The organism is Streptomyces sp. ITFR-16, assembly GCF_031844705.1.
In the GTDB taxonomy this organism is placed as follows: Bacteria; Actinomycetota; Actinomycetes; order Streptomycetales; family Streptomycetaceae; genus Streptomyces.
The window spans coordinates 545,319-564,921 of sequence record NZ_CP134609.1 but is presented as its reverse complement, the minus strand read 5'-3'; the positions used below and the strand labels follow the sequence as shown (position 1 = coordinate 564,921).

21 protein-coding genes are annotated in these 19,603 nt (G+C 72.9%); 14 read left to right on the top strand and 7 right to left on the bottom strand.

Translation table 11 applies throughout. The features are described 5' to 3' along the window. Positions 1-82: 82 nt before the first annotated feature. From RLT58_RS02630 to RLT58_RS02605, 6 genes are all read left to right on the top strand, one after another. Positions 83-2,149 carry a SpoIIE family protein phosphatase gene (locus tag RLT58_RS02630; RefSeq protein WP_311308726.1) on the top strand — a complete coding sequence of 689 codons (2,067 nt, stop codon included), beginning with the start codon at positions 83-85 and terminating at the stop codon, positions 2,147-2,149. A 144-nt stretch (positions 2,150-2,293) separates the two neighbouring features. Continuing rightward, a complete protein-coding gene (locus RLT58_RS02625; RefSeq protein WP_311308725.1) occupies positions 2,294-3,691 on the top strand; it encodes a wax ester/triacylglycerol synthase family O-acyltransferase in 1,398 nt (465 codons plus the stop codon). 119 nt (positions 3,692-3,810) lie between these two features. Continuing rightward, positions 3,811-4,794, top strand: a complete 984-nt coding sequence (locus RLT58_RS02620) for an aldo/keto reductase (protein WP_311308724.1) — start codon at positions 3,811-3,813, stop codon at positions 4,792-4,794. Between the two features lies 1 nt (position 4,795). After that, entirely contained in the window at positions 4,796-5,107 is a 312-nt protein-coding gene (locus tag RLT58_RS02615) for an L-rhamnose mutarotase (RefSeq protein WP_311308723.1), read from the top strand. 1 nt (position 5,108) lies between these two features. Then, positions 5,109-5,966: an amidohydrolase family protein gene (locus RLT58_RS02610; protein WP_311308722.1), complete on the top strand. Its 858-nt coding sequence runs from the start codon at positions 5,109-5,111 to the stop codon at positions 5,964-5,966. 33 nt (positions 5,967-5,999) lie between these two features. Beyond that, on the top strand, positions 6,000-6,860 hold the full coding sequence (locus tag RLT58_RS02605) for an Fpg/Nei family DNA glycosylase (protein ID WP_311308721.1): 861 nt from the start codon (positions 6,000-6,002) through the stop codon (positions 6,858-6,860). Positions 6,861-6,898: 38 nt separating this feature from the next. Here the strand turns inward: RLT58_RS02605 and RLT58_RS02600 are convergent, their stop codons facing one another. After that, positions 6,899-7,561, bottom strand: coding sequence for a zf-HC2 domain-containing protein (locus tag RLT58_RS02600; protein ID WP_311308720.1), 663 nt, complete (start codon positions 7,559-7,561; stop codon positions 6,899-6,901). Positions 7,562-7,643: 82 nt separating this feature from the next. Between RLT58_RS02600 and RLT58_RS02595 the strand changes: the two genes are divergently transcribed. The 4 genes from RLT58_RS02595 to RLT58_RS02580 all read left to right on the top strand — a co-directional run bounded on the left by RLT58_RS02595 (position 7,644) and on the right by RLT58_RS02580 (position 11,488). Next, positions 7,644-8,396: a LytR/AlgR family response regulator transcription factor gene (locus RLT58_RS02595; protein ID WP_311308719.1), complete on the top strand. Its 753-nt coding sequence runs from the start codon at positions 7,644-7,646 to the stop codon at positions 8,394-8,396. A 64-nt stretch (positions 8,397-8,460) separates the two neighbouring features. Continuing rightward, positions 8,461-8,823: a hypothetical protein gene (locus tag RLT58_RS02590; RefSeq protein WP_311308718.1), complete on the top strand. Its 363-nt coding sequence runs from the start codon at positions 8,461-8,463 to the stop codon at positions 8,821-8,823. Continuing rightward, a complete protein-coding gene (locus RLT58_RS02585) occupies positions 8,820-10,301 on the top strand; it encodes a sodium/solute symporter (RefSeq protein ID WP_311308717.1) in 1,482 nt (493 codons plus the stop codon). The genes RLT58_RS02590 and RLT58_RS02585 overlap by 4 nt, the downstream gene beginning before the upstream one ends. Next, positions 10,298-11,488: a sensor histidine kinase gene (locus RLT58_RS02580; protein WP_311308716.1), complete on the top strand. Its 1,191-nt coding sequence runs from the start codon at positions 10,298-10,300 to the stop codon at positions 11,486-11,488. Before RLT58_RS02585 ends, RLT58_RS02580 begins: the two co-directional genes overlap by 4 nt. A 13-nt stretch (positions 11,489-11,501) precedes the next feature. On the opposite strand, the gene RLT58_RS02575 is transcribed toward RLT58_RS02580, so the two are convergent. After that, positions 11,502-12,008, bottom strand: coding sequence for a hypothetical protein (locus RLT58_RS02575; protein WP_311308715.1), 507 nt, complete (start codon positions 12,006-12,008; stop codon positions 11,502-11,504). Positions 12,009-12,166: 158 nt separating this feature from the next. On the opposite strand from RLT58_RS02575, the gene RLT58_RS02570 reads away from it, so the two are divergent. Then, positions 12,167-12,364: a zf-HC2 domain-containing protein gene (locus RLT58_RS02570; protein WP_311308714.1), complete on the top strand. Its 198-nt coding sequence runs from the start codon at positions 12,167-12,169 to the stop codon at positions 12,362-12,364. Here RLT58_RS02570 and RLT58_RS02565 read toward each other — a convergent pair. Next, positions 12,298-12,867 (bottom strand): sigma-70 family RNA polymerase sigma factor, encoded by a 570-nt coding sequence (locus tag RLT58_RS02565; protein WP_311308713.1) that lies wholly within the window; start codon positions 12,865-12,867, stop codon positions 12,298-12,300. The two genes, RLT58_RS02570 and RLT58_RS02565, sit on opposite strands and share 67 nt — an antisense overlap. A 180-nt stretch (positions 12,868-13,047) precedes the next feature. Then, positions 13,048-13,509 (bottom strand): universal stress protein, encoded by a 462-nt coding sequence (locus RLT58_RS02560; protein ID WP_311308712.1) that lies wholly within the window; start codon positions 13,507-13,509, stop codon positions 13,048-13,050. Between the two features lie 164 nt (positions 13,510-13,673). On the opposite strand from RLT58_RS02560, the gene RLT58_RS02555 reads away from it, so the two are divergent. Beyond that, positions 13,674-14,519, top strand: a complete 846-nt coding sequence (locus RLT58_RS02555; RefSeq protein ID WP_311308711.1) for a polysaccharide deacetylase family protein — start codon at positions 13,674-13,676, stop codon at positions 14,517-14,519. A gap of 63 nt (positions 14,520-14,582) precedes the next feature. On the opposite strand, the gene RLT58_RS02550 is transcribed toward RLT58_RS02555, so the two are convergent. Then, on the bottom strand, positions 14,583-15,242 hold the full coding sequence (locus RLT58_RS02550) for a class F sortase (protein ID WP_311308710.1): 660 nt from the start codon (positions 15,240-15,242) through the stop codon (positions 14,583-14,585). Between the two features lie 313 nt (positions 15,243-15,555). On the opposite strand from RLT58_RS02550, the gene RLT58_RS02545 reads away from it, so the two are divergent. After that, complete coding sequence (locus tag RLT58_RS02545; RefSeq protein ID WP_311308709.1) at positions 15,556-16,164, top strand: hypothetical protein; 609 nt, start codon at positions 15,556-15,558, stop codon at positions 16,162-16,164. A gap of 92 nt (positions 16,165-16,256) precedes the next feature. Here RLT58_RS02545 and RLT58_RS02540 read toward each other — a convergent pair whose 3' ends face one another. Both RLT58_RS02540 and RLT58_RS02535 read right to left on the bottom strand, forming a co-directional pair. Further along, positions 16,257-16,811 (bottom strand): hypothetical protein, encoded by a 555-nt coding sequence (locus RLT58_RS02540; protein WP_311308708.1) that lies wholly within the window; start codon positions 16,809-16,811, stop codon positions 16,257-16,259. Between the two features lie 173 nt (positions 16,812-16,984). After that, positions 16,985-17,752, bottom strand: a complete 768-nt coding sequence (locus RLT58_RS02535; RefSeq protein WP_311308707.1) for a bestrophin-like domain — start codon at positions 17,750-17,752, stop codon at positions 16,985-16,987. A 744-nt stretch (positions 17,753-18,496) separates the two neighbouring features. Here RLT58_RS02535 and RLT58_RS02530 point away from each other — a divergent pair. After that, entirely contained in the window at positions 18,497-19,456 is a 960-nt protein-coding gene (locus RLT58_RS02530) for an SCO0930 family lipoprotein (protein WP_311308706.1), read from the top strand. The last annotated feature ends 147 nt before the right edge of the window (positions 19,457-19,603 follow it).

Below are 19,603 nucleotides of genomic sequence, written 5' to 3'. Positions count from 1 at the left end.
CTCCGAAAATGTGTTCCATGCCACGTTCATCTGGTGGACGGTTCGCTCGAAGAATCGGACAAATGGTGGCAGAGTGACGCACATGGATGATCGGGTAGCGGGTGCCCTGTCACTCCCGGACGACTGGCCCGCCCACCCGGACCTCAGTCTCGCCCTGAACCGTATGGGCAGCTTCGACTGGGACCTCGACAGCGGCCTGATGCACATGGACCAGCCGGCCCTGGACGTGTTCGACCTGAGCGCCGAGGAGTACGACGACCGGCCGGAGACGCTCGCCATGCGGGTGCCGGCCGACGAGGCCATGCGCCTGGATGCCATGGTCTCGCAGGCGCTCAAGAGCGGCCGGGCCAACTACGGGGCCTACTTCCGCATCCAGCGCAGCGACGGCACCCTGCGCTGGACGCACACCCAGGGCTTCGTCCGGCGCGACGCGAGCGGACGCCCGCAGCGCATCATCGGCATCGTGCGCGACGCCACCCAGGAGCTGGCCGACTCCACCGCCCGCCGTGAGCTGGACGAGGAGCGGCAGCGCCGGACCAGCCTGGTCGAGGGCACCACGGCCGCGCTGGCCCACGCCCGTACGGTCAGGGACGTCATCGAGGTGCTCAAGAACTCCGAGGGAATGGCGCTCCTGGGAGCGACCAGCCTGGTCATGGGGCTCATCGAGGCCGGGCGCATCCATCTGGTGGCCGACGGGCCCGAGGGGGCGTTCGTGCCGGGGACCCGGTACACCCGGACGGACGAGCAGTACCCGATGAGCGAGGTCGTGCGCACGCTCACCCCGCGCTTCATCGAGTCGGCCGAGGACTTCGCCGACTCCTACCCCGTCCTGTGGCCCCACATCAGCCACCTCGGCATCAGGTCCGCCGCCTATCTGCCGCTGATCGCCCAGGCCCGCCCCATCGGCGCCCTCGGGCTGCTCTACAGCGACAAGGGCGGCTTCACCGCCGACGAGCGCAATCTGCTGGTCGCCCTCGGCAGCTCCATCGCCCAGAGCCTCCAGCGCGCCATGCTCTACGAGCAGGAGCACGACCTCGCCGAGGGGCTCCAGCAGGCGATGCTGCCGCGCCGGATCCCGGACGTGCCCGGCGCCCAGATCGCCGTGCGCTACCGCTCGGCGCGGCTCGGCCGGGACATCGGCGGCGACTGGTACGACGTCATCCCGCTGCCCGGCGGCCGGGTCGGCGCCGTCATCGGGGACGTCCAGGGCCACGACACCCATGCCGCCGCCGTCATGGGGCAGCTGCGCATCGTGCTGCGCGCCTACGCCGCCGAGGGGCACAGCCCCGCCACGGTCATGGCGCGGGCCTCGGTCTTCCTGCACGAACTCGACACCGACCGCTTCGCGACCTGCACCTACGCCGAGGCCGACCTGACCACGGGCGTGGTGCAGCTGGTCCGGGCCGGGCATGTGGACCCGGTGGTACGGGACGCGGACGGCGGCTGCCGCAAGGTGCCCGTCGAGGGCGGGCTGCCGCTGGGGCTCTCCGCCGAGTTCGGCCGGCTGGAGTATCCGGTCAGCACGGTCGAGCTGGACCCCGGGCAGACGATGGTGCTCTTCACCGACGGCCTGGTGGAGCAGCCGGGCGCCGACCTCGACGAGGGCATGCAGCTGCTCACCTCCATGATCACGAACGGGCCGCAGGACCTCCAGGAGCTGGCGAACCGGCTCTGCGAGTCCGTCGACGAGCGCGGCGGCGAGGACGACGTGGCGGTTCTGCTGCTGCGCCGCAAGGCCGCGCACGCCCCGCAGCCCGGCGGCCGGCTCCAGCAGCACGTGGCGCAGAACGACCCGGAGGCGCTCAGCTCCGCACGCCACATGATCCGCGCGGCGGTCCGGGCCTGGGGCGCCAGGGACCGGGCCGACGAGGTCGAGCTGGCCGCCGACGAGCTGACCACCAACGCGCTGATGCACACCGACGGCGGCGCGATCGTCACCATCCGCGTGCTCACCGGACCCGAGCGGCGGCTCCGGGTCGACGTCGAGGACCGGTCCAGCGCGCTGCCGCGCCGGCGGGACGCGGGGGAGTCGGGCGTCTCGGGCCGGGGGCTGATGCTCGTGGACCAGCTGGCGGACGCGTGGGGCGTCGAGTCCCGGGGGACCGGCAAGTGCGTCTGGTGCGAATTCGTCATTCCGCCACGCGACTGACGCGGTGCCGACGCGCCGTCTGGAGCCCCGATGGAGCAGTACTGGAAAGTAACGGAACGTAACATGTCTGTCCTTGACCGTAATGGACTGGGAGAGATTGACTGCGATTCCGTCAGTCTTTGTCTTCGATGACATGAGGACCCGTTGGGCACTGAGCTACTGGCACCTCTCGATCTGGCCTTCTGGCACCTCGAGTCCGATGCCCACCCGATGCACCTCGGCGCGCTCGCCGTCTTCGCCCCCGAGCCCGGCCGGGCCCCCGCCCCCGACGACCTCCTCGACCTGCTCGGCACCCGGGCCGCCGCCATTCCCCGGCTCCGGATGCGGGTGCGCGACGTGCTGCTGCCCGTCGGCGGCGCCGCCTGGTCGGCCGACAAGGACTTCGACGTCCACCGGCACGTCAAGCGGGTGCAGCTGCCCCTGGACACGGCGTCCGCCGAGGGCGACGGCGGCTTCATGGCGGCGGCCACCCGGCTGGCCGGGGAGCTGATGGAGCAGCCGCTGCGACGCGGTCTTCCCCCCTGGCAGATGTACGTCCTCACCGGCGCTCCCGGCGGCCCCTTCGCCGTGCTGGTCAAGCTCCACCACGCGCTGGCCGACGGGATGCGCGCGGTCGCCATCGGCGCCGGGATCTTCGACGAGATCGCCTCCGTCGCGGGCCGCGCCCGGTCCGGAGCGGTGCCCGCCCGGCCGCGTCCCGTACCGCCCCGCTCCTGGATGCCCGGCCCCCGCCAGGTCGCGGGCCTGGCCCTCGGCCGGATCGAGGACCTCGGCCGGGCCTTCGGCGTCGGCGCCTCGCTGGTACGCGCCAGCCGCATCGACCTGCGCGGCGCCCCGGCGCTCAGCGCCAGCTCCAGCGGGACGCGCCGGCTGGCCACCGCCGATCTCGACGCCGAGGCCGTGCGGCTGATCCGCCGGGCCGCCGGCGGCACCGGCAACGACATCCTGCTCGCCGTCGTCGCGGGCGCGCTGCGCCGCTGGATGCTGGAGCGCGGCGAACCCCTGCCCGGCGCCGATCCGCGCGCCCTGGTGCCGGTCTCCCGGCGCCGCCCCGGCGGTGCGGCCGCCACCGGCAACCGGCTCTCCGCCTATCTGCTCGGCCTGCCCGTCTCCGAGGAGGACCCCTGGGAGCGGCTGAAGGCCGTACGCGCCGCCATGGACCGCAACAAGGCCGCCGGGCCGCTGCGCGGGGCCGGAGCCGTCGCGGTCCTCGCCGACCAACTGCCTTCCCTCGCGCACCGGTTCGGGGCGCCGCTGGCCGGCAGCGCGGCCAGGATGCTCTTCGACGTGCTGGTCACCAGCGTGCCGCTGCCCCGCTCGGCGCTCTCGCTCGCCGGCTGCCCGCTGCGCGCGCTCTACCCGATGGCGCCGCTGGCCCGGGGCCAGTCCCTGGCCGTCGCGCTCACCACGTACGGCTCCAGTGTGCAGATCGGTCTGGTGGCCGACGGCAGGGCGCTGCCCGACCTGGAGCGGCTGGCGCGCTGCACGGAGGAGGAGGTGGCCGAGCTGCTCACGCTGCTGCCGACGGGGGTCGGCCGATAGATCGGATAGCTCGCCGGTCAATCACCGCAGTTGATGGGCTCCGAGGTGTTGACGCACCCAAGTGATCCGATGAATATTCGCTCTGTACAGAAGCGATCATCGGGGAGGGCGGCGGTCACATGCGGCGCAACAGGCTGGGAAACAGTGCGGTCGAGGTCACCGAGCTGTCCTTCGGCGCGGCGGCCATCGGCAATCTCTTCCGTGAGGTGGACCCGGCCGAGGCCACCGCCGCCGTCGATGCCGCCTGGGACGAGGGCGTGCGCTACTTCGACACCGCGCCGCACTACGGACTGGGTCTCTCCGAACGCCGCCTCGGCGAGGCCCTGCGCGACCGCCCCCGCGACTCCTACACCCTCTCCACCAAGGTCGGCCGGGTCCTCGACCCGCTGCCCGGCGGCGGGGCCGCCGCCTCCGACGGACTCTCCGAGGGCTTCGCGGTGCCCGCCACCCACCGCAGACGCTGGGACTTCAGCGCCGCCGGGGTCCGCCGCAGCATCGAGGACAGCCTCCGGCGGCTCGGCCTCGACCGCGTCGACATCGCCTATCTCCACGACCCCGACGACCACGGCGAGGCCGCCTTCCGCGAGGCGTACCCCGAACTGGAGAAGCTGCGCGCCGAGGGCGTCGTCGGAGCGATCGGCGCCGGCATGAACCAGACCGCGATGCTCACCCGCTTCGTCGTGGACACCGACGCCGACGTGGTGCTCTGCGCCGGCCGCCACACCCTCCTCGACCAGTCCGCTCTGACCGATCTGCTGCCCGCCGCCGCCGCGCGCGGCCGCAGCGTCGTCGTCGGCGGGGTCTTCAACTCCGGGCTCCTCGCCGACCCGCGCCCCGGCGCCACCTACGACTACGCCGCCGCGCCCCTGAACCTGCTCGACCGCGCCCTGCACCTGAAGGCCGTCACCGAGAGCCACGGCGTGCCGCTGCGCGCCGCCGCCCTGCGCTACCCGCTCACCCACCCCGCCGTCGCCGGAGTGCTCGTCGGCACCCGCTCCCCGGACGAGGTGCGCGACGCCGCCGCGCAGCTGCGCCGGGAGATCCCCGACGCCCTCTGGGACGACCTGCGCGACCAGGGCCTGCTGACCGAGAACGGACACTGACATGCGTATCGCCCTGCACACCAAGGTCCGCGCGGACCGGATCGCGGAGTACGAGGCCGCGCACCGCGAGGTCCCGCCGGAGCTGACCCGCGCCATCCGGGCGGCGGGGGCCGCCTCCTGGACGATCTGGCGCAGCGGCACCGATCTGTTCCACCTCATCGACTGCGAGGACTACGCCCGGCTCCTCGCCGAGCTGGAGCAGCTCCCCGTCAACGTCGCCTGGCAGGCCCGGATGGCCGAACTCCTCGACGTCGCGCACGACTACTCGACCGACGGAGCCGGAGCCGGGCTCCCCGTCGCCTGGGAGCTGTGAGATGACCGCCCGCCCCCGCCTCGTGGACGCCCACCACCATGTGTGGGACCTATCCGTACGCGACCAGGACTGGATCAACGGCGAGGAACTGGCGCCCCTGCGCCGCGACTTCACCCTCGCCGACCTGGCGCCGGAGGCCCGCGCCAACGGCGTGTCCGCGACCGTGCTCGTCCAGACCGTGACCGTCCCCGAGGAGACCCCCGAGTTCCTCGCGCTCGCCGACGGCAGCGAGCTGGTCGCCGGTGTCGTGGGCTGGAGCGACCTCACCGCCCCGGACATCGCCGACACCCTGGCCGGCCTGCGCGAACTCCCCGGTGGCCAACGGCTCGTCGGGCTGCGCCACCAGGTCCAGGGCGAGCCCGATCCCGAGTGGCTGCTGCGCCCCGACGTCCTGCGCGGACTCGCCGCCGTGGCCGAGGCGGGGCTCGTCTACGACTTGCTGGTCCAGCCGCACCAGCTGCCCGCGGCCGTCGGAGCCGCCGCACGGCTGCCCGGACTCACCTTCGTACTCGACCACGCCGGGAAGCCGCCCGTCGCCGGCGGGGAGCTGAGCCCCTGGGCCGCGGACCTGCGGGCGCTCGCCGCCCTTCCCAACACCGTGTGCAAACTCTCCGGCCTGGTCACCGAGGCGGACCCGCACAACTGGACCGTCGCCGATCTGCGCCCCTGCGCCGACACCGTCCTCGACGCCTTCGGGCCCGCCCGGCTGATGTTCGGCTCGGACTGGCCGGTGTGCCGGCTCGCCGCCACGTACACCGAGGTCGTCGAGGCCTCCCTCGCGCTGACCGAGTCGCTGGCAGCCGACGAGCGGGACGCCGTCCTCGCCACCACCGCCGAGCGGGTGTACGGCCTCCGGTAGGCGCCTGGGCCCCGGCTGCGGCAGGCTGGAACCATGCCCGAACTGCCGGAAGTCGAAGCCCTGCGGGTCTTCCTCGACGACCACCTGGTCGGCAAGGAGATCGACCGCGTCCTGCCGCTCGCCATCAGCGTCCTGAAGACGTACGACCCGCCGCTGACCGCCCTGCACGGCGGGACGGTCACCGGCGTGCGGCGGCACGGCAAGTTCCTGGACATCGAGGTGGGCCCCCTGCACCTGGTCACCCATCTCGCCCGGGCCGGCTGGCTGCGCTGGAAGGACAGCTTCCCCGACGCCCCGCCCCGGCCCGGCAAGGGGCCCCTCGCGCTGCGTACCGTCCTCACCGGCGGCGACGGCTTCGACCTGACCGAGGCGGGCACCACCAAACGGCTGGCCGTCCATCTGGTGCACGACCCCGCCGAGGTCCCCGGAGTGGCGCGGCTCGGGCCCGACCCGCTCGACCCCTCCTTCGACCGGGACGCGTTCGCTGCGCTGCTCGACGGGGAGCGGCGCCAGATCAAGGGCGCCCTGCGCGACCAGTCGCTGATCGCCGGCATCGGCAACGCCTACAGCGACGAGATCCTGCACGTGGCGAAGATGTCGCCGTTCAAGCTCACCGCGCACCTCACCGACGAGGAGATCACCCGGCTCCACACGGCCCTGCGCACCACGCTGAACGACGCCGTCGCCCGCTCCAGCGGACTGGAGGCCGGCCGGCTGAAGGCCGAGAAGAAGAGCGCGATGCGGGTCCACGGCCGCACCGGCGAGGCCTGTCCCGTCTGCGGGGACACCATCCGCGAGGTGTCCTTCAGCGACTCCTCGCTCCAGTACTGCCCGACCTGCCAGACGGGCGGCAAGCCGCTGGCCGACCGCAGGCTCTCCAAGCTGCTCAAGTAGCCCCGGGCCCCCGGCCCTGCCCGACCCCGGCGCCGTCGTCAGCGGGTGAGCCGCAGCAGCCGCCGGCCGGTCGCCGTGCGCACCTCGAACCGGGCGATGGCGGCGGGCCGCAGGGCCGCGCCCCCGCTCACCCGCAGCGGCTGCGGCCCGGGCCCCGCCGACCAGGTGGCGACGGTCTCCTCGCCGCCGTCCCGCCCCACCGCGACCAGCGCGCACACCCCCGCGTCCGGGGCCCCCGAGACCACCAGGCCGACATCGGCGCCCCACTCCCGCGCGTCCGCCGTCACCATCGCCGTCATCCCGGAACCCCAGTCCCCGGCCGTCCACCGCGTCGTCGCCCGCTCCCCGCCCGGCGCGGCGAACGGCACCGCGAACGGCACGGCGAACGGCGCCCCGGCCGCGAGCACCGCGGCCGCCGCCACCAGCGCCAGGCGCCGCCGGCGGGTCCTGCGCCGCCCGGCCGCCACCGCCTCCGCCGCCCGCCGGGCCAGCCCCGGACCGGCCCGCACCACCGGGTGGACGCCCGGCGGCGTCAGCCGCGCGTACTGCCCCAGCACGGCGCTCACCCCGCCGAACTCCGCCGCCCGGGCCCGGCACCCCGGACAGCCGTCGAGATGCTCCTCGAACCGGAAGGCGTCGGCGGCGCCGAGCACGCCCAGGGCATAGGCGCCGACATCGCGGTGGGGTGGCGGGGTGCACATGCCGTCCCGTACGGAAACAGCCGGTGAATCACTCAGTCTCCGGCCCCCCGGCCCGGCCGCGCAGACCCTAAACTCCGGCCTCATGCTCCGCGTACTCGCCGTCGACGACGAAGAACCCGCCCTGGAGGAACTGCTCTACCTCCTGCGCGCCGATCCCCGGATCCGCAGCGCCGAGGGAGCGACCGGGGCCACCGAGGCGCTGCGCCGCATCGGCGGTGCCGTGGACGCGGGGCCCGACGACCCCTCGGCCATCGACGTCGTCTTCCTCGACATCCACATGGCCGGTCTCACCGGACTCGACGTCGCCCAGCTGCTCGCCGGGTTCGCCGCACCGCCGCTCATCGTCTTCGTCACCGCCCACGAGGGCTTCGCCGTGCACGCCTTCGACCTCAAGGCCGTCGACTACGTCCTCAAGCCCGTGCGGCGCGAACGGCTCGCCGAAGCGGTACGCCGCGTCGCCGAGCAGGTCGGGGACCGTACCGCGCCCGTCCACGACACCGCGCAGGACCAGATCGCGGTCGAACTCGGCGGCGTCATCCGCTTCGTCCCGGTCGACGACATCGCCTACGCCGAGGCCCAGGGCGACTACGCCCGGCTGCACACCGCCACCGGCAGCCACCTCGTCCGCGTCCCCCTCACTACCCTGGAGGAGCGCTGGCGCACCCGGGGCTTCGTCCGCATCCACCGCCGCCATCTCGTGGCCCTCGGCCGGATCGACGAACTGCGCCTGGACGCGGGCACCATGAGCGTGCGCATCGGCACCGCCGAGCTGGCCGTCAGCCGCCGCCACACCCGCGCCCTGCGCGATCTGCTGATGCGGCAGACCGGCCGCTGACCAGCGCCGACCCGCGCCCGGACCCCTTCCCAGCGGGGCCGGGCCCTGCGTACACTCCGGCCCCATGTCCGCAGAGCCCACACCCCGGCGCGAAGTGGTGACGGGGGAGCCCCGGCGGGTGCGTCCGCTGCCCCGCTACCGCACCCAGTCGGAGATCGACGAGCAGACCGCGCTCGGCGGCGCCTACGTCCGCTCGCTGATGCGCAGCCAGCTGCGCGCCGGACTCACCGCCTTCGCCGTCCTCGCCGTCGTCGCCGGCACGTTGCCGCTCGTCTTCGCCGCCCTGCACAGCTCCGCCGTCATCTGGGCCGTCCTGGGCTTCGCCGCCTACCCGCCGCTGACCCTGACCGCCTGGTGGTACGTGCGCCGCGCCGAACGCAACGAGCACGACTTCGCCCGGCTCGTGGAAGGCCGCCCCGCCCAGTGAGCCGCACGTACGCGGTGGCGGCCGTCGCCGCCGTCGTCCTCACCACCGTCCTCGTCGGCGGCTTCGGACTGCGCATCTCCCGCACCACCTCCGATTTCTACGTGGCGTCGCGCACCGTGCGCCCCCGCCTCAACGCGGCCGCGATCAGCGGCGAATACCTCTCCGCCGCCTCCTTCCTCGGAATCGCCGGCCTGGTGCTCGTCCACGGCCCCGACATGCTCTGGTACCCGGTCGGCTACACCGCCGGCTACCTCGTGCTGCTCGTCTTCGTCGCGGCCCCGCTGCGCCGCTCGGGGGCGTACACCCTGCCCGACTTCGCCGAGGGCCGCCTCGAGTCCCGGCAGGTGCGCCGGCTCGTCAGCGTCCTCGTCGTCGGCGCCGGCTGGCTCTACCTGGTGCCCCAGCTCCAGGGCGCCGGGCTCACCCTGAAGATCCTCACCGGGGCGCCCGGCTGGCTCGGTGACGTCCTCGTCGCGTCCGTGGTCGTCCTCGCCGTCGCCGCCGGCGGGATGCGCTCCATCACCTTCGTCCAGGTCTTCCAGTACTGGCTGAAGCTGACCGCGCTCCTGGTCCCCGCGATCTTCCTGGTGCTGGCCTGGCAGGGCGACGGCCGCCCCCGCATCACCTTCGACGAGCAGCTCTCCGTCTTCCGCGCCGACCATCCGCTGTACGCGACCTACGGCCTCATCGTCGCCACCTTCCTCGGCACCATGGGCCTGCCGCACGTCGTCGTCCGCTTCTACACCAGCCCCAACGGCCGCGACGCCCGCCGCACCACCGTCGCCGTCCTCGCCCTCATCGGCGTGTTCTACCTGCTGCCGCCGGTCTACGGCGCCCTCGGCCGGCTGTACGCCCCCGAACTGATCCACGGCGGCGACGCGGACGCCGCCGTGCTGCTGCTGCCCGGCCGGGTCATCGGCGGCCTCGGCGGGGACCTGCTCGGCGCGCTCGTCGCCGGGGGCGCCTTCGCCGCGTTCCTGTCCACCGCCTCCGGACTGACCATGGCCGTCGCCGGGGTCATCACCCAGGACGTGCTGCCCTCGCGCGGGGTACGGCACTTCCGGCTGGCCACTGTCCTCGCCATCTCCGTCCCGCTGGCCGGCTCGCTGATGGTCAGCCGGGTCCCGGTCGCCGACTCGGTCGGGATGGCGTTCGCGGTGTCGGCGTCCTCCTTCTGCCCGCTGCTGGTCCTCGGGATCTGGTGGCGCCGGCTGACCCCGCCCGGCGCGGTGGCCGGCCTCCTGCTCGGTGGCGGCTCCGCCCTGCTCTCCGTCGCGATCACCGTCAGCGGTGCGGTCCGCCCGCCGGGCTGGCCGCACGCCCTGCTCGCCTGGCCCGCCGTCTGGTCCGTGCCCGTCGGCTTCCTCGCCATGATCCTGGTCTCGCTCGCCACCCCGGGCCGGATACCCGCCGGCACGAACGCCGCCATGACCCGCTTCCACCTGCCCGAAGCACTCACTTCCGGGAGGCACCGGTGACCGGGCCCGGCTACGCCGTCGTCGTGCTCATCGGCTTGCTGCTGTTCGGCGGCGGGCTGCTGGCCGGACGCCGCACCGCCCGCCCCGTCCGCCCCAGCGACGTCGGCACGCCCGTGGAGCACGCCACCTTCGAGACGCTGCACACCGCCTCGCTGGCCGCGCCCCCGCTGCGCGCCGGCCTCACCGAGGACAGCGCCCGCAGGTCCGCCCGCCGGCTGCGCTCACTGCTGGGCACCGACGCCCTGTGCCTGACCGACCGCGACCGCGTCCTGGTCTGGGACGGCGAGGGCGCCCACCACGGCCGGCACGTCATGGAACAGGTGGAGAGCGTCCTCGCCACCGGCCGCGACACCGCCTTCCGCAGCGACTGCGACGATCTGGACTGCCCGCTGAAATGGGCCGTGGCCGTGCCGCTCACCGTCGACCACCGGGTCCTCGGCACCCTCGTCGCCTACGCCTCGCGCGAGTCGGCGGTCCTGGCGCGGGCGGCGGGCGAGGTCGCCCGCTGGGTCTGCGTCCAGCTGGAACTGGCCGAACTCGACCGCTCACGCACCCAGCTCATCGAGGCCGAGATCAGGGCCCTGCGCGCCCAGATCTCCCCGCACTTCATCTTCAACTCGCTGGCCGCCATCGCCTCGTTCGTCCGCACCGACCCCGAGCAGGCCCGTGAACTCCTGCTGGAATTCGCGGACTTCACCCGCTACTCGTTCCGCAGCCACGGCGACTTCACCACCCTGGCCGACGAACTCCACTCCATCGACCAGTACCTCGCCCTGGTCCGCGCCCGGTTCGGCGAGCGGCTCTCCGTCACCCTCCAGGTCGCCCCCGAGGTGCTGCCCGTCGCCCTGCCCTTCCTCTGCCTCCAGCCGCTGGTGGAGAACGCCGTCAAACACGGCCTCGAGGGAGCTGTCACCTCCAGCCGCATCACCATCAGCGCCCTGGACGCAGGCTCCGAGGCCGAGGTCGTCATCGAGGACGACGGCACGGGCATGGACCCGGAGCGCCTGCGCCACATCCTGCGCGGTGAGGGCGGCAAGTCCACCGGCATCGGCCTGCTCAACGTCGACGAACGGCTGCGCCAGGTGTACGGGGACGAGTACGGCCTCGTCATCGAGACCGGCATCGGCGCCGGGATGCGGATCACCGTACGGCTGCCGAAGTACCGCGCCGGGGTGCACGGCTCCTGACCGGGTGCGGCGGTCAGTACAGATGGATCGCCAGATGGCCCAGGGGCAGTCCCAGCTGCCAGGCGGGCGTCCACACCTGGGCCGCGTCCTCGGTGCCCGGCTCCTGGCCGTCCGGCTCCCAGGGGAGCGGCCCGATCGCCTCCAGGTCCGCCGCCAGCAGCTCCGTCTCCTCCAGCCACCGCCACGCCGCCCGGGCCAGTGCCAGATCCGGACCCGTGCCGCCCGGCGCCGCCGCCAGGGTCCCCAGCCGCTCGCAGACCCAGCGGCACCACGGCGTCCCGTACGCCGTCAGCATCCGCAGCTCGTCCACCCGGGTGGCGGGCAGCGCCTCGGCCACCGCGCCGTCGGAGAGGAAGATCGTCAGCGCCAGCGCGTCACGCCCCGCCCGGTACTCCAGCGTCGCCGGCTCCATCAGATCGCCGGTCCGCAGGAGTTCGTCGGCGAGGTACTCCGCGTACATCCAGGCCATCGGGACCAGCAGGCCGCCCCCACTGGTTCCGTCATGACGTTCCGGACGCATCCCGTCCCGTTCCTTTCCGTGCTCGGCACCGGGGCGGGGACCGTCGGCGGGCAGCGCCCGGCCGGTCCCCCACGCAGCATTGAACCGGGGGAGCGCGCCCCGCGTGGCCAGAAGGGCAGGATCCGTCGGACCCGATCCGTCACAGACATGAGGTTGCGATGACCGCCGACCCCGGGGAGGGACCGCACATGCGGCAGTTGCTCGGTGCCTACATCCTGGACGCGCTGCCCGCCGAGGAGGCGCGGGCGGTCGCCCGCCATCTGCGGGGCTGCGACCGGTGCGCCGCCGACTACGCGGCGGTCGCGGAGGCGGCCGACCTGCTGGCGCTGCTCCGGGAGGAGGACCTGCTGGAGTAGCCGGGCAGACTGCGCGAGAGCAGCCGCAGCGCGTAGTAGGAGCGGGACTTGACCGTGCCCGCCGGTATCCCGAGCACCTCGGCGGTCTCGCCCACGCTCAGCCCGCGGAAGTAAATCTGTACGAGCACCGCCCGGTGCTCGGGGCTCAGGGTGCGCACCGCGTCCCGCACATCGAGCGCGGCGACCGCGGAGGCGGTGGTGTCCTCCCCGGCCGGGGTGGTCTCCAGCACGGCGTCGCCGACCTCGGCGGGCCGGGCCAGCCGTGACCTGCGGGCGTCGATCGCCAGCCGGCGGCCGACGGTGAACAGCCAGGGGCGCATCGACTCGTACGGCCCGTCGAAGGCCTCCGGGTGCTGCCAGGCGCGCACCAGCGTCTCCTGGAGCAGGTCCTCGGCCCGCTGCCGGTCGCCGAAGGTCAGACCGAGCAGAAAGTGGAACAGGGCGGGTCCGTGCTCACGCTGCAGCTCCGCGAGGGCCCGCTCGTCGGTCGTCGTCGTGGTCATGGTGAACGCCCTTCCCCGCGGAGGTCCCTGCCGCCTCGCTGCTGACTGGCGTATACGAACGCATTCGCGCCACGAGGAACAGGACAAAAGCGGCCCCGTGCGACGAGCGGTCGCTCAGAGCGGCGAATGGTGCGGTGAACGGTCGGGCGGCGCCGGCGCGGGGGAGGAGCGGCGGGCGGGTTACGGGACCACGGTGACCGGCCAGCGTCCCGCCTTCACCAGGCGTACGGCCACCGAGCCGATGAAACGGTGTCCCGCCGACTCCGACGCGCCCACCACGACGGCGTCCGCCTTGAGCTCGTCCGCCGCCGTCACCAGGCCGTTGTAGGGGTCCCCGCGGAAGGTGTGGAACTCCCAGCGCACATCCCATATGTCCTTCATCCGCTCAGCGGACTGCCGGATCTCCTCCACGAGCCCCTCGGCGACCTCACCGGTCGTGTCGCCGACCGGCGCTCCGAGCGCGGCCCCCGCCGGCAGCACGGGCTGGACGTAGACGAGCGCGAGCATGGCCCGCTGGCGACGGGCGAGACCGGCGGCATAGGCCGCGGCGCGCATCGACGAATCGGAACCGTCGAGGCCCGCCACGATCACTTTCGGGCCGTCCGTGCCACGTTCGAACTGATGGGGCTGCTGATCTGTCACGGAGCAGAGGCTATCGGCTCGCCCCGGTGCCCCCGGCCCGGGCTCCCGGCCGCTCCGGCGCCCGGCCGCCGGACGCGCGGACGCGCTCCCCCCAATGGGTGCAAAACCCTCCGTAACCGGTGTCGTTGAGAACGGTGGGGGAGCAGACGTGCGAGCAGTTGGTCATGAAAAACGATCAGAGGCTGCCCCTGCGCAGAACGCTGCTGCGGCTGGCCGCCGGGCTGGGCGCCGCCACCGCAGTGCGGCTCGTCGTCGCCGACCCCGTCGGCACCCCCCTGCGCCCCGCACAGCCGTCCGGCGGCGCCCAGGGTGCGCAGGCCGCCGCCGTGGTGCGCGACCGGCCGCTGTCCTACCGGCTGCGGCCGATGACGGCGGACGCCCCGCCCCGCTACCGTCCGGCGGCGCCACCGGTGCGCACCCGGCCGTTCGAGGAGCTGCCCGGCCTCGGGCGGGCGATGGTGCTGACCTTCGACGACGGCCCCGATCCGCAGTACACCCCGCACATCCTGGACACGCTGCGCGAGCACGACGTACGCGCGATGTTCTTCCTCTGCGGGGAGATGGCCCACGACAACCAGGACCTGGTCCGCCGGATCTCCGACGAAGGCCACACCGTGGGCAACCACTCCTGGACGCACCCGCTGGTCACCAAGCTCCCCCGGGCGGGCGTCACCGACGAACTGGGCCGTACCAGCGAGGTGATCGAGAAGATCACCGGCGCCGCGCCGCTCTGGTACCGGGCGCCTTACGGGGCCTGGAACCGTAACTCGTTCGAGGTCGGCGCCGCGCTGGGCATGGAGCCGATGGCCTGGACCGTGGACACCCTGGACTGGACCGTGCCCGGCACGGACACCATCGTCCGCCGGGTCAGGGAGGGCGCGGCCCCCGGGGTCGTGGTGCTCTCGCACGACGCGGGCGGCAACCGTGCGCAGAGCGTGGCCGCTCTGGGGCGCTATCTGCCCGAGCTGCTGGAGGACGGCTACCGGCTCACCGTGCCGCAGCGCCGCTGAGAGGCCGAGGGGGGCGGGCGCGTGCGGCTGCCGGAGGCGGGGCCCGGCCCCCGGCAGCCGCGGTCAGCGGGTCGCGACCAGGCGGGCGAAGACCACGACATTGCCGTCGTAACCGTTGGCCTTGGTGTAGCCGCCGCCGCAGGTGATGACCCGCAGCTCCGCCCGGCCCGTGTCGCCGTACACCCGTGCGCCGGGGAAGTCGTTCTTGGCGAACACCTCGACGCCGTACACCTGAAACACCGCGACCCGGTCGTCGCTGCGGGCGACCTCGACGCGGTCGCCCTTCTTGAGCGAGCCGAGCCCGTAGAAGACGGCCGGCCCCGCCTGGTTGTCGACATGGCCGACGATGACGGACGTGCCGAGCTGCCCCGGCGCGATGCCGTTCTGGTACCAGCCGGCCAGGTTGGGATCCTGGGGCGGCGGGGTCTCGATCCAGCCGTCGGGGTCGAGGTTCACATCGATGACCGGTGCGTCGACCTGGATCGAGGGGATGGCCACGCGCTCGACGGGGGCGTACGCGAGCGGCTTGACGGCGGGGCCCGCGACCGGGGCTCCGGGGGCGTCCTTCTGGTGGCCGACCGAGGTGGCGGCGACCGGCTGCGGGGGCCCGGGCGAGAGGTCCGCCCCGTTCCGCATGAGGGCCATGCCGGTGAGCATCGCCAGGGCGAGCGCGCCCCAGGGCGAGTATCTGATCCGTTCGGGTCGCCAGTTGTCCCGGCCCATGGTTCTCCCTTCGTCGCGACGAGCAGAACGCTAGGCGCGGGTCGGCCGGGCGGCGATCAGGGAGGGGCGAACGGGTGGCGGAGATCCGCTGGGCTGCTTATCGGAGTAGTGGCCGGATAAAAATTCTGACGGTCTGTGACCTGCGGATCCATCAGCCGCGGGTCCGTGCGCACGGCGTGTCGGATCACCGGGGTGGAGCAGTGCCGAAATGCGGTGGACCAAGGATCTGGTGAGGGTTCGTCATGGGACGCGTTCTCGTCGATCCATCCCGGTGCACAGAGCTCCGGGGCGCTTCCCGCTGGAGGTTCGAACGATGCGTGCTACACGCGCTCTCGTTGTCGCCGCGACCGCCGTCGCCGCTCTCGGGCTCGGTGCCCCGATGGCGGCCGCTGGTGGAGATGTCGGGAACGGCCAGAACAACGGGAACAACCAGAACGACTGGAACGACCAGGACGGCTGGAACAACAACGGCGGCAACGGCAACGGCAACGGCAACGGGAACGGGAACGGCAACGGGCGCAACAACGGCCCGAACAACGTGACCGTCGACCCCGAGCGCGTGCACCAGGGTGCGGCCATGCAGGTCAGCGCCGAGGGCTGCGGCCGGGGCGGCAGCGTCTCGTCCAACGCCTTCCGGACCACGCGCCTGTCGGCGGGCCGGGTCGGCCATGCCCGCGTCCGCATCCTCGACGACGCGACGCCCGGCTCGTACAACCTGACGGTGCGCTGCGACGGCACCGACCGCACGGCGAGCCACCGCTTCACCGTCCTCGACAGCCGGGGCGCGCAGGGCGGCCTCGGCGGCTCGATGGCGGCGAGCCCGGCGGAGATGGGTGTCGGTGCGGGCCTGGTCGCCTCGGCGGCCCTCGGCGGCGGCATGTACGTCATGCGCCGCCGGAGGACGGGCCATGGGGCGATCTGAACGTAAGAACGCCTCCACCGGCCCGATAACCGAAGTCGCCCCGAGTCCTGTCACAGGACCCGGGGCGACTCTCGTCCTACCGGACGCTCCGCTCAGTGCGAGCGGCTCTCCCTGCGGCGCCGCACCACGAACACGGTGCCGGCCGCCGCGGCGACCGCCAGCGCGGTACCGGCCACGATCTCGCCGGAGTTCACGCTGTCGATGCTGCCGCCCAGACCGCCCTGCACCCCGGCCGGGGAGGCCGTGGATCCCACGGTGCTCGTCGAGCTCGTGGTGGGTGTGCCGGAGGCCGCGCTGATCGTGACGTTCACCTTGGCCGTGGAACTCGGCGAGGTGTTGCAGGTGAACGTCACCTCGTAGACGGCCGCCGGCTTGGCGTCCCAGTCGACGGTCGCCATGGCGGTGCCGTTCCTCGGGATGGTGACGGTGTCGAACACCCCGGAGGACGCCGTGGCCGTCGTGGAGCACCCTCTGGCCGCCAGGGTGACCTGGCCGCCCGGTGCGATCACCGAGGGTGTGACGGTGTATCCGGCGCCGCCGTTGGACGGCCCGCCCGTCGTCGCGGCATACGCGGTCACGGCCGGGGCGGTCAGGGCGAGTGCGGCGGCGCCGAGCAGAGCGACGGGTGCGACACGTATTGCGCGCATGGTGAATCCTCCGGGTCCCCGAGGAGCAGCTGCGGAACGGATTTCCACAAAGCGTCAGAAATGCACCTCGAATGCGGCCCACGCTAGAAGTGGTGCATTTCGCCCGCGATCGGGGTCCGGCGAATGGGGCACCGGTGTCCCCCGGGCGGCGCACCGCCCGGGGAACGGCTCCGCTATCCGCCCGTCGCTCCCGGGAACAGGTCGAGGAACGGTGCGGCGGTGGCCGAGATGCCCCGGCCGAAGGGTGAGTCGAAATCCCAGATCAGGAAGAGGAGGAAGGCGATCAGCACACTGAAGAGGCCGGCCAGCAGGAGTTCCCGGAAGGTCCGGCGGATCTGCAGCGTGAAGATCAGCCCCACGGTCACCAGTGCCCCGATGATCAGGCCGAACCAGACGACACCGGGCATGGTGGCCCCGGCGCTCTGCCCCCGGGCGTTGCGCGCGTCGTCGGCCGCGGCGACCTGGTCGACCAGCGGCTGGTACGCCTGCCCCTCGTAGTCGTTCCTGGGGTGGTAGTCGGTGACGTCGGCGCGCACCCGGTCGAGGAGTTCGCCGCCCCGGTCGCTGAGCGTGCCGTGCTTGGTCATGGTCCGCCACTCGTCGTGGACGACGAAGCTCACATAGGCGTCGACGTCAGCGCGGATCCGGGTGCGCACCTCCTCCGGGTAGACGGACGAGCGGGCGCTGACCTCGTGCAGCGCCTGCGCCTCCAGGCGCACGTACTCCTGGGCGGCACCCCGGCCCTCCCAGACGCCCGCGATGGCGAGGCCCAGCACGATCGCGTAGACCACGCCGATCATCATCGTCATGTACTCGATGACGTCGGGGGTTTCGGACGGGTCGTCGTCCTCGGGCAGTCGGCGGTTGCTGAGCAGGGCGATGGCCAGGACCACGGCGCTGGCCGCGACCATGGCGAGGGCGAGAACGAGCCATTCCGACATGAGTGTCTCCGGAGGTCATCAGGAACGGGGCCGCAGGACGGCGACGGCGAACACCGCGGGGGCTGTGATCATCAAAGTGAGCGTGACCAGGGAGGTATGGCGTTGCGGGACCTTCCGCGCGGGTCTGCGGTAGGCGGGAAGCGCCACGGGCGCGGGGGACGGGGGGCGCACGGACGGCTTGGGCGACGGCGACGGCGACGGCGACGGTGAGGGTGAGGGCGGAGGCGGGGGCGGCGGCGCCGGGGCTGGAGGGGGCGGAGGTGCTGGAGGGGCGGGTACGGGCTTGGGAGGAGGCGGCGGCGGTGGAGGTGGCGGGGGCGGCGGCGGAGGTGGCGGGGGTTTCGGCGCCGGCGGCGGAGTGGGCTTGGGCTTCGGCCCCGCGTGACAGCTGCCGTCCCCGCTGGTGGCCACGGCCGAACCGCCCGCGTCGTCCCCGATCGAGGCGTACGCACAGTTGTCGGCGACCGCGGGCGCCGGGGCGCTCAGCAGCCAGATGAGGGCGACGGCCGTCGTGAGCCGGCCGATCAGTGATCCGTACACGACGGGGAGCATGTTCCGGGCCGTACGGCGGCACGCGGGGCACCCGTCGGATTCCCCTGATGGAGGGGACCTGGGGCACCGGAGGTTTGCGGCTCCGGAAAATTCCGGGGACGCATTGAACAAAGAGCCGCCCGGTGCGCGTAACTAAGGCCATGAACGACGCGAGCCCGCGTCGCAACTGGCTTGAGTACCACGGGAGTTGACATGAACACCTGGCGGAACGCCTCGCTCGCGGTGACAGCGGTGACCTTGTTGACGCTGACGACGGCGTGCGGTCAGGACAAGGGCACCGAGTCGTCCACCGGACAGAACGTGGGCAATGCGAGCCCCGCCGCCCAGGCCGGGGACGGCTACGGCGCGGACAGCGGATACGGCTCCGCCGCGGAGTCGGACCAGGCCTCGGCGAAGCAGGCCGGACAGCTCGCGGTGTGGGACAGCAAGAAGCTCGGCAAAGTGCTGACGGACAGCGAGGGATTCACGCTCTACCGATTCGACAAGGACACCGCCGGCCCGCCGAAGTCGAATTGCGACGGCGAGTGCGCGAAAGCCTGGCCCCCGGTGCCCGCCGGCAATGTGACGGCGGCGGCCGGTACCGATGCCGCGCTGATCGGCAAGGTCACCCGCGCGGACGGTACCCAGCAACTGACCCTGGCGGGCTGGCCGATGTACCGGTTCGCCAAGGACGCCGAGCCCGGTGACGCCCAGGGGCAGGGCGTGGGCGGGACCTGGTTCGCGGCGGCGCCGGACGGGAAGAAGGCGGCGCTGAACGCGGACGGCCCTTCGGGCGCCGAACCGGCCGATCTCGCGGGACTCTCGGTCCGCAGGGATCCGAAACTCGGCGATATCGTCGTGGACAAGCGCGGCATGACGGTCTACCGGTTCAAGAAGGATGTCGCCTGGCCGATGAAGTCGGCCTGTACCGGAGCCTGCCTCTCGAAGTGGCCGGTTGTCGCCCCACTCGCCAAGAATGATGTGAAGGGCGTAACCACCAAGGGATTTGTCACATTCGACCGTCCGGACGGATTGAAGCAGCAAGCGATCGACTGCTGGCCCATCTATACCTTCTCCGGCGACACCAAGCCCGGGGACACCAACGGCCAAGGCGTCGGGGGGACATGGTACGCGGTCTCGCCCGAGGCGAAGCTCGTCGGAGCGCCGAAGTAGTCCGAGAATGAACTTCTTGATCCGCCCCGTCGCCGAATGTCACACGCAGCGACGGGGCGGTTGCACATGCCATGGGAGTGTGACCAATAACGGACGGCGAATTTCCGTTTCCGCTCGCTCTCTTGGCGGTCGATCAGTAGCCTCTGG

Bases quoted from the DNA above. Each gene is read 5' to 3' on its own strand.
- RLT58_RS02545 (WP_311308709.1), top strand. From the start codon at position 15,556: ATGCGTGCTACACGCGCTCTCGTTGTCGCCGCGACCGCCGTCGCCGCT.
- RLT58_RS02575 (WP_311308715.1), bottom strand. From the start codon at position 12,008: ATGCGTCCGGAACGTCATGACGGAACCAGTGGGGGCGGCCTGCTGGTC.
- RLT58_RS02535 (WP_311308707.1), bottom strand. From the start codon at position 17,752: ATGTCGGAATGGCTCGTTCTCGCCCTCGCCATGGTCGCGGCCAGCGCC.
- RLT58_RS02530 (WP_311308706.1), top strand. From the start codon at position 18,497: ATGAACACCTGGCGGAACGCCTCGCTCGCGGTGACAGCGGTGACCTTG.
- RLT58_RS02605 (WP_311308721.1), top strand. From the start codon at position 6,000: ATGCCCGAACTGCCGGAAGTCGAAGCCCTGCGGGTCTTCCTCGACGAC.
- RLT58_RS02565 (WP_311308713.1), bottom strand. From the start codon at position 12,867: ATGACCACGACGACGACCGACGAGCGGGCCCTCGCGGAGCTGCAGCGT.
- RLT58_RS02550 (WP_311308710.1), bottom strand. From the start codon at position 15,242: ATGGGCCGGGACAACTGGCGACCCGAACGGATCAGATACTCGCCCTGG.
- RLT58_RS02540 (WP_311308708.1), bottom strand. From the start codon at position 16,811: ATGCGCGCAATACGTGTCGCACCCGTCGCTCTGCTCGGCGCCGCCGCA.
- RLT58_RS02555 (WP_311308711.1), top strand. From the start codon at position 13,674: ATGAAAAACGATCAGAGGCTGCCCCTGCGCAGAACGCTGCTGCGGCTG.
- RLT58_RS02595 (WP_311308719.1), top strand. From the start codon at position 7,644: ATGCTCCGCGTACTCGCCGTCGACGACGAAGAACCCGCCCTGGAGGAA.
- RLT58_RS02620 (WP_311308724.1), top strand. From the start codon at position 3,811: ATGCGGCGCAACAGGCTGGGAAACAGTGCGGTCGAGGTCACCGAGCTG.
- RLT58_RS02600 (WP_311308720.1), bottom strand. From the start codon at position 7,561: ATGTGCACCCCGCCACCCCACCGCGATGTCGGCGCCTATGCCCTGGGC.
- RLT58_RS02615 (WP_311308723.1), top strand. From the start codon at position 4,796: ATGCGTATCGCCCTGCACACCAAGGTCCGCGCGGACCGGATCGCGGAG.
- RLT58_RS02590 (WP_311308718.1), top strand. From the start codon at position 8,461: ATGTCCGCAGAGCCCACACCCCGGCGCGAAGTGGTGACGGGGGAGCCC.
- RLT58_RS02630 (WP_311308726.1), top strand. From the start codon at position 83: ATGGATGATCGGGTAGCGGGTGCCCTGTCACTCCCGGACGACTGGCCC.
- RLT58_RS02610 (WP_311308722.1), top strand. From the start codon at position 5,109: ATGACCGCCCGCCCCCGCCTCGTGGACGCCCACCACCATGTGTGGGAC.
- RLT58_RS02570 (WP_311308714.1), top strand. From the start codon at position 12,167: ATGACCGCCGACCCCGGGGAGGGACCGCACATGCGGCAGTTGCTCGGT.